We start from the raw sequence: 3,360 nt of genomic DNA, 5'->3' as shown, positions 1-3,360 counted from the left end.
AGCACGCGGCCGCGATGCTCGGGGTCGACGGGTCGCGGTGGCGCGAGGTGGCGCGGCACGTCATCCCGGGCGCCCTCCCCGCCCAGCCCCCGCCGCTCGTGGTGCGCCGCGAGGTCGCCCTGGGCGACGGGCTCTTCGTATGCGGGGACCACCGTGACACCGCCTCGCTCCAGGGAGCCATGGTCTCGGGGCGTCGCACCGCCCTCGAGGTGCAACGCTCCCTGGGTCGGTAGAGCCCCCGTGGCTGGCCGTTGCCCGCGGCTGTGGCCTGCGTCACGACTGCTCAGCACGGTCCTGTCGCGGCCGATGGGAAGGCGATGACCACCTCTCCCGCCCCGGGATGCCCCGCGACCACGACGTCGACCGACGACGTCCGGAGCGCGGCCGACCTCGACCGCGTCCTCGTGCAGATCGAGGAGACCCGCGGCGTGCTGGTCGAGGGGTCTCTCGACGAGGTGGCTCAGATCGAGCGGCGGGCCGAGGTGCTCGGCGACGTCGAGCTGCAGTGGCGTGCCCGGCTGGTCCGGGCCGACATCCTCGAGCGCCAGGGTCGGCTCGACGAGGCAGCCAAGCTCCTGTGGCAGGCCAACGAGTTCGCCCTCAGCCACGGCCGCCGACGCCTCCTGGCTCGCAGCCACTTCCTCCTCGCGCGCACCCACCGCGACCTGGGCGACATGCCCTCGTACCTCGAGCACACGGTCGATGCCGTCGAGAACCTCGCCGAGGAGGACCCTGCGGCCCTGCGAGCTCTCTACGTCACCCGGCTCGCCGACGCCCTCGCGGAGTCCGGCTCCCTCGAGGCAGCTCGGGTGCGCTACCGGCAGGCCGAGGACATCGCCGTGGATGCCGGGGACTCGACCCGCCGGGTGCTGACCCTCAACAACCTGGCCTACGTCGAGTACCTGAACGGCGAGCCCGAACGAGCCCAGGTCGCGATGGACCGGCTGCGCCGGATCTGCGCCGAGGAGGGCATGCCGCTCGATGCGCACACCTTGGACACGATCGCCTGCATCGAGCTGGCGCTGGGCCGCCATGCCGACGCCGAGCGCTCGGCCCGCGCCTCGATCGAGGTGCACCGCTCGGTCGACGTCCCCGAGGTCAGCGGCCTGCCGGAGCTCCTGCTGACCTTGGCGGTCGCCCAGCGTCACCTCGGCGAGCACGCCGCCGCCCAGGAGAGCCTCGACGAGGCCCGGAGCTTGTGCGAGCAGCACGGCCTGGCCTCGGCCCTCGTGCAGGTGGACGAGCAGCAGGCCGAGCTGTTCGCCGCGACCGGACGGTTCGAGGAGGCCTTCGAGGCACACAAGGCGTTCCACCGGGCCGAGCGTGCCCTCATGTCGCAGCAGCGGGAGGCTCAGGCACGGGTGCGTCAGGCCATGTTCGAGACGAGCGAGGCCAGGCAGCAGGCGGACCAGTTCCGCGACCAGGCCCGACGTGACCCGCTCACCAGCCTGTACAACCGCCGCTACGTCAACGAGTCCCTCCCGCGTCTGCTCGCTGGCGGTATCGGCGCGGACGTCCCGATCGTCGCGGCTCTGCTCGACCTGGACCACTTCAAGCGCGTCAACGACACCCGCTCGCACCAGACCGGTGACGAGGTCCTCGAGGTCGTGGCCCGGATCTTCTCGGCGACCGTCACCGAGCTGGTCTCGAGCAACACCTCGACCGACGCCTTCGCCGCTCGGATGGGTGGCGAGGAGTTCCTGGTGGTGCTGACCGGCCTGCCTCCCACCGACGCGCAGGTCCACCTCGAGGCCCTGCGGCGGCGGGTCGCGGAGCACGACTGGGAGCCCTTGACCGGTGATCTGCCGGTCACGGTCAGCATCGGCGTCGCCGTCGCCGGGCGCGACACGCAGTCGACCTTGCTGCGCCGCGCCGACGACGCCCTCTACGAGGCCAAGCGCGCTGGCCGCAACACCGTGCGCCGAGCCGACTGACCCCCGTCATGGCCAGCACCGACGACGCGGCGAGGGCGCCACGGTCCACCACGGGGAGCCCGGACGCAGCGTCCGGGACCGAGGGCGACGTGATCGCCCGCGCGCAGGCTGGGTCCGCCGAAGCCTTCACGCAGATCTACCAGGACCTCGCCGGCCCCGTCGCCGCCTACGTGCGCAGCAAGGGGGTGCCTGACCCGGCCGACGTGACCAGCGAGGTCTTCCTCGCGGTGTTCACCGGCATCCAGCGCTTCTCCGGGACCGAGGCACAGCTGCGCTCGTGGGTCTTCACGATCGCCCACCGGCGCGTGATCGACACCTGGCGGCGGCAAGGGCGCGCTCCCGGGCTCTCCCCCTACGAACCCGAAGGGGACACCCGGACTGCGCCGAGCGCGGAGAGCGGGGCCTTGGGGAACCTGGGCGAGGAGCGGGTGCACGCCCTGCTCGCGACCCTGACCGACGAGCAGCGTGAGGTCATGACGCTGCGCATCCTGGCCGACCTCACGGTCGAGCAGGTCGCCGAGGTTGTCGGGAGACGCACCGGCGCCGTCAAGGCCCTGCAGCGCCGGGCCCTCGCGAGCCTGCGCCGCGCCCTCGAGGCGGAGGGCGTACCCCTGTGAGGCCCCGCAGCGATGACCGTGGTGTGAGCAGAGCAGACCTGGACCGCCTCCTGAGCGGCCACCACGTGCCGGGCGAGCCTGCGCTCAGCGCCTTCGTCGTGGCTCTCAAGGCCACCGCGAGCGCCCCACCGCCGCCGAGCGCGGCCCTCGAGCAGATGCTGCGCGAGGGCCTGCCGAGGCCCGTCGGCGAGCACGTACCCATGGGCGAGCGCGTTCCCATGGGCGAGCACGTCCCCATGGGCGAGCACGTCCCGATGGGTGAGCACGTCCCTCTGAGCGCGCGGCTCACGGCAGCGACTCGCACCCGGGTGCGCCGGGCGGTCCAGGCCGCCGCGGGGATCGGTCTGGCTGCGAAGATCACGCTGGGCGCCGGGGTGGCCATGGCCGCCGTCACCGGGGCCGCCACCATCGACGCCGTGCCGGACGCGATCCAGGGCCCCGCCCACGGTGCGGTCTCGGGTCTGGTCGAGCTCATGACGGGCTCACCGCTGGACCCGCTGCCCACCGACGCGGAGAGCGACTCCCCCTCTCCGGAGACCGACGCGACCCCCACCACGGAGCCCTTCGCCACGCCCGAGCCGGACCCGACCCCCGAGAGCGACGAGCGCAGCGGTACGCGGGGTGCCGACGAGACCACACCGCCGCAGAGCGTCGTGCCCGAGGAGGACCGGGCCCCTGCACGCGGGAGCGAGGGCAGCAACGCGCCCGCCAGCCCGCCCGGCGCGACCACCTCCGAGGAGGCGAAGACCGGCACGGGCCAGCCCGCCACCCCCGGCCGGTCCGCGGAGGTCAAGCCCCCTCAAGTCGGA

The 3,360-nt window shown here is 73.5% G+C and carries 2 protein-coding genes and 2 pseudogenes; all 4 read left to right on the top strand.

The window, feature by feature from the left end; translation table 11 throughout:
• Positions 1 to 233 (top strand): annotated as a pseudogene (locus L0B03_RS15610) (amine oxidase); the annotation flags it as partial.
• An 84-nt stretch (positions 234 to 317) separates the two neighbouring features.
• Positions 318 to 1,934 (top strand): GGDEF domain-containing protein, encoded by a 1,617-nt coding sequence (locus L0B03_RS15605; protein ID WP_250447482.1) that lies wholly within the window; start codon positions 318 to 320, stop codon positions 1,932 to 1,934.
• Between the two features lie 8 nt (positions 1,935 to 1,942).
• A complete protein-coding gene (locus L0B03_RS15600; RefSeq protein WP_250447480.1) occupies positions 1,943 to 2,551 on the top strand; it encodes an RNA polymerase sigma factor in 609 nt (202 codons plus the stop codon).
• A gap of 23 nt (positions 2,552 to 2,574) precedes the next feature.
• Positions 2,575 to 3,360, top strand: a pseudogene (locus tag L0B03_RS15595) (hypothetical protein); the annotation flags it as partial.

Origin of the sequence: Actinotalea sp. C106 (assembly GCF_023630195.1) — a bacterium.
GTDB lineage: Bacteria > Actinomycetota > Actinomycetes > Actinomycetales > Cellulomonadaceae > Actinotalea.
This window is presented reverse-complemented; position numbering and strand designations above follow the sequence as displayed.